Below are 3,603 nucleotides of genomic sequence, written 5' to 3' on the forward strand. Positions count from 1 at the left end.
GCCTGAACTTCAGGCCACCCCTGCCCTCAGGCTGCCACGGGTCAAGTTAAGGCAACACAACCCTACGAACCTCAGCCAGCCGGTGGGCGCGCACCTGGGCCAGTGCAGCACCCTTCAGCTCGGCCACGCGCGTCTCGTCGATCCGTCTGGCGGCCACCGCTCCGGCGCGCACCGCTTTCCAGCTCTGTACTTTTATGTCTCCTCCTCGTCATAGTCACCGGCCAGCCAGCACTGCCGAGATGTGCTGGGCTAACAATCAGCTCTTGCCGTCACCCAGGGCGGCCACAATCGTCGGCCCATTTTCCAGCGGCTCCAGCACCAGCTTGGCGCGGTAGCCCATTCGCAGGGCCGCGCTGCCCACGGTACTCAGATACAGGTTAGCGTCGGCGGCCTCGATCTGGGATACCCGGCCCGGCGACACGCCCCACGCCTCGGCGGCCTGGCGCACGGTGAGGTGCTGATCCTGGCGAACTGTCCGGAACGCCGCACCCGCGCTCTCCACCACCAGGGCCATGCTGATCTCGTCCGGGGTCAGGACTGAGGCCGTCAGCCCCTGCGCTTCCAGGCCGCCGCCGTCGATGGTGTCTCGGCCCTCCAGGGCGTTCAACATCTCCACCCACTGCGCGTCGGGCAACTCGTCAAGACCCAGGACAACTTGCCATTCTTGAGGCGTCTTGCTCATGGTCAACTCCTTTGGTCGTCTGCGAAAGCGGCGGCGATGGCCTCACGCAACAGCGCGGCGCTGGGAGAAACGCCCGCCTTGATTTCGGCGTTCACGATCACCTGATCGCCGTCCGTGCGGAACTAGAAGTAAATGCCGGTGCCGCCCTTGGCCCCGCCGCGCGCGTCAGCCACATTTCGCATCGCCAGCTTCAGATGTTGAAGGTCTCCGTCCTGGTCAAACTCTTCCAAAGCGACTTGCAGATATACGAACGCCTGCTCAGGATCGACACGCAGCCCGTCGATCAGCACATCCTGAAATGTGGGGTAGGGCTTCATGGATGTTCAAGGAACACGTCTGGACGGACATGAAAATGTGCGGCCAGCTTCCGCACGGCCTCCAGCGAGAGCGCCGTCTTGCCGCTCAGCAGTCGGCTGACGTTGCCCTGTGTGATGCCCAGCACCCCGGCCAACTCGGTCTGGGTCATGGACCGCTCTTCCATCAAAAAGGCCAGCAAGCGGTGGGGCGGTGAAGGCGGCACAGGGAAAGAGCGTTCCTCGTAGGCCATCAGTCGGTCCCGCAGCAGCTCGAACAGACTGCCCAGCGGGTGATCGGCCTGGCCGCCCACCTCATTCCACACGGCCTCGAACGCGGCCAACGCCTCGTCGTACTGCTGTTCGGTCTGAATAGGAGCGGCCAGGACGCGCACTTCGGGAGGAAGGTTGGCCCAGGCGCTCAGCACGGTAGAGGCGTTGGTCATGGTGGAGGCTCCTTGCGGTGGGGGGGCGAGGTCAGGGCCGCCAGTGGTCATAGTCGGCATGGGTCAGGAAGTGCTTGAGAAAGAAGCTCTGGTACAGGAAGTTCACGCGGGTAATCAGGCGGTAGTGTCCGCCCCGGATATTGAAGATCACGTAATCCGGCCCCACCCAGCTCACCGTGGCGAAGGTGTCACGGATTTCCGCAAAGTTGCCGAAGGTGGTCCGGCGGACGATGGTGTGCCAGTCCTCCAGGGCGTCGGCGGCGTCTGGATAGTCCAGTTGGACCCGGCGCAGTGTGGCGGAGGTGATGACATTCATCGCTGGAATCAGTCTATGCGCTGATCGCATAATAGGCAAGTCTCTCGCCTCTGGACGGGCCAGTATGTAGATTTCACCTTTCCGCCGGGCAGCCGGGTAAGCTTTGCAGCATTAAAACCGCCTCCTGCACGTCTCGTAGCTCTCAAACTACTCACGGGGACTTGACAGCGCGCACGATTGATGATCTTTAGGGAGCAGGAGCGGGGACGTAAGCGTTGTTCCCCCTACGCGGGTTAGAGACGCCCGCCGCTCCGCCTCCCTTCTCCTTACACGTCAAGCGCCCCCACACGGGCCACAGGACTGAACCATGACCCCCAACACCACCAACATCACCCTGAGCGCCGCCCTAATGAGCGCCGCCCTACTGCTGAGCGGCTGCGGTGTGACCCCGCCCACTGGATCGGAGACCAGCACTCCAACACCGACGCCTAAGCCCACTCCTACCCCTGCATCCGCTGTCCTGTTCATTCCGGCAGCTGGGGCGGCGGTAGGCACGGGAGACGGAACGAAGACCGGGACGGTGTACGTGACGCCCAGCGCCGAGGAAGTGCAGCTCATGAAGTTCGTGAACGAGGTGCGAACCACGGGCAAAATCAGCGGCGCGGACGCGACGGCGGGGAGCTGCGTGGCGGGCAAGTTCACGCCCTTAAAGCCGTTGACCTTTAACGGGCTGTTCGCCTACGCCGCCCGCAAGCACGCGACGTACCTCAGTGAAGTGGGATATGAGGCGCACACGGAGAGCCAGACTGCCTCGCCGTTCTTTTACGGGGCGACGGTGGTAGATCGCCTGGTTCGGGCTTACAAAGAGGAGGGTACGATGAGCATGAATATCAATGCGTATGGCTATGGTGCGAACGCTGCCGCCAACCTTCCAACCCCCGAAGCGGCTTTGCGGGCCTGGATGCAGAGTCCGGGCCACTGCGCCAATCTGATGCGCCCAGAACACACCATGATGGGCCTGGGAGTCCACGACAGTCCAGTCGATTTTGCCAACAACCGTTATGGAAAGAGTTGGGATCTTATGGTTGGCTGGAAAGCGTACTGATTCTATTTAAACTGCAAGTAAACGGGGCCGCGCAGATGAAAAGCGCGGCCCCGTTTACTTTGAATTGAGGGGTCTACCGAACGGTTGTGGACAGCAGGAATTGTTGGGTGGCGTTGGCGCGGTCAGGGAGAACCCTCTTCGGATCGAGAACAGGGCTTTCAAAGGCGCGAAGATACACCTTGTACGTGCCAGCCGTCAGTCCCTGGAGGGTAGTAGCCAGCGGAAAAGTCAACTGCGGAAGTACAGGGTTTGAGGCATTGTTAAAACCTTTGGTTTCTGGAGCCAGGCGTAGGTTGTAGGACCGGAACGCAGACGCAGGGCCAGTAGCCGAAAAGGTGTTGTTCTGAAACGTGGCCTGCACGCCCATCGTGAAACTGCTCGTCGGGCCTGAATAGCCGCTGAGGGCGGGTATGTTAATGGTGCGTTCGAGGATGCTGCCGTTGACGTTACCTGTTCTGATCCGAACAGTACGAAGCGCATTGAGAGCAAAAGTCAGCACGGTCATTTTCATCTTGCCAACTGCGATGAGACCGTTGGCTGGGACGACAACGTAATTGAACTTATTGATGTCTTGGCTCTCGGAAGCGAAAGTCGCATACAAGTTGGCAGGCGCAACGTCGCCTGCCAACCGGGCGCGTACGACCAGCAACTGTTCCTCATTATCGTTGCCGCCTCCAAAGGTCTTAATCTGACCCACCGCATACTCGATGCCGTGCGTCGACACGATGGCTGTAGATCGGTGCGATTGCTCAATGACATTGTTGCAGCGAGCCGTGGAAATCACTTGCTGATGGTCGACCCCATGCAGGCTGGGAAGGTCA

General features: G+C 60.8%; 6 protein-coding genes and 1 pseudogene. 2 read left to right on the forward strand and 5 right to left on the reverse strand.

Annotation, left to right across the window (positions count from 1 at the left end):
• A partial coding sequence (locus tag Q322_RS24290) for a hypothetical protein (protein ID WP_211248945.1) occupies positions 1 to 214 on the forward strand: 214 nt, incomplete at its 5' end.
• A gap of 42 nt (positions 215 to 256) precedes the next feature.
• Here the strand turns inward: Q322_RS24290 and Q322_RS0119685 are convergent.
• The 4 genes from Q322_RS0119685 to Q322_RS0119705 all read right to left on the reverse strand — a co-directional run bounded on the left by Q322_RS0119685 (position 257) and on the right by Q322_RS0119705 (position 1,737).
• Complete coding sequence (locus Q322_RS0119685; RefSeq protein ID WP_029479545.1) at positions 257 to 682, reverse strand: helix-turn-helix domain-containing protein; 426 nt, start codon at positions 680 to 682, stop codon at positions 257 to 259.
• A gap of 122 nt (positions 683 to 804) precedes the next feature.
• Positions 805 to 999 carry a hypothetical protein gene (locus Q322_RS0119695; protein ID WP_029479546.1) on the reverse strand — a complete coding sequence of 65 codons (195 nt, stop codon included), beginning with the start codon at positions 997 to 999 and terminating at the stop codon, positions 805 to 807.
• Positions 996 to 1,421 carry a helix-turn-helix domain-containing protein gene (locus Q322_RS0119700; protein WP_029479547.1) on the reverse strand — a complete coding sequence of 142 codons (426 nt, stop codon included), beginning with the start codon at positions 1,419 to 1,421 and terminating at the stop codon, positions 996 to 998. Before Q322_RS0119700 ends, Q322_RS0119695 begins: the two co-directional genes overlap by 4 nt.
• Positions 1,422 to 1,452: 31 nt before the next feature.
• Positions 1,453 to 1,737, reverse strand: a complete 285-nt coding sequence (locus Q322_RS0119705) for a type II toxin-antitoxin system HigB family toxin (protein WP_051668809.1) — start codon at positions 1,735 to 1,737, stop codon at positions 1,453 to 1,455.
• 307 nt (positions 1,738 to 2,044) lie between these two features.
• On the opposite strand from Q322_RS0119705, the gene Q322_RS0119710 reads away from it, so the two are divergent.
• A complete protein-coding gene (locus Q322_RS0119710; RefSeq protein WP_029479549.1) occupies positions 2,045 to 2,782 on the forward strand; it encodes a CAP domain-containing protein in 738 nt (245 codons plus the stop codon).
• Positions 2,783 to 3,512: 730 nt separating this feature from the next.
• Here the strand turns inward: Q322_RS0119710 and Q322_RS23720 are convergent.
• Positions 3,513 to 3,603: pseudogene (locus tag Q322_RS23720) on the reverse strand (IS6 family transposase); the annotation flags it as partial.

Source organism: Deinococcus frigens DSM 12807, from assembly GCF_000701425.1.
In the GTDB taxonomy this organism is placed as follows: Bacteria; Deinococcota; Deinococci; order Deinococcales; family Deinococcaceae; genus Deinococcus; species Deinococcus frigens.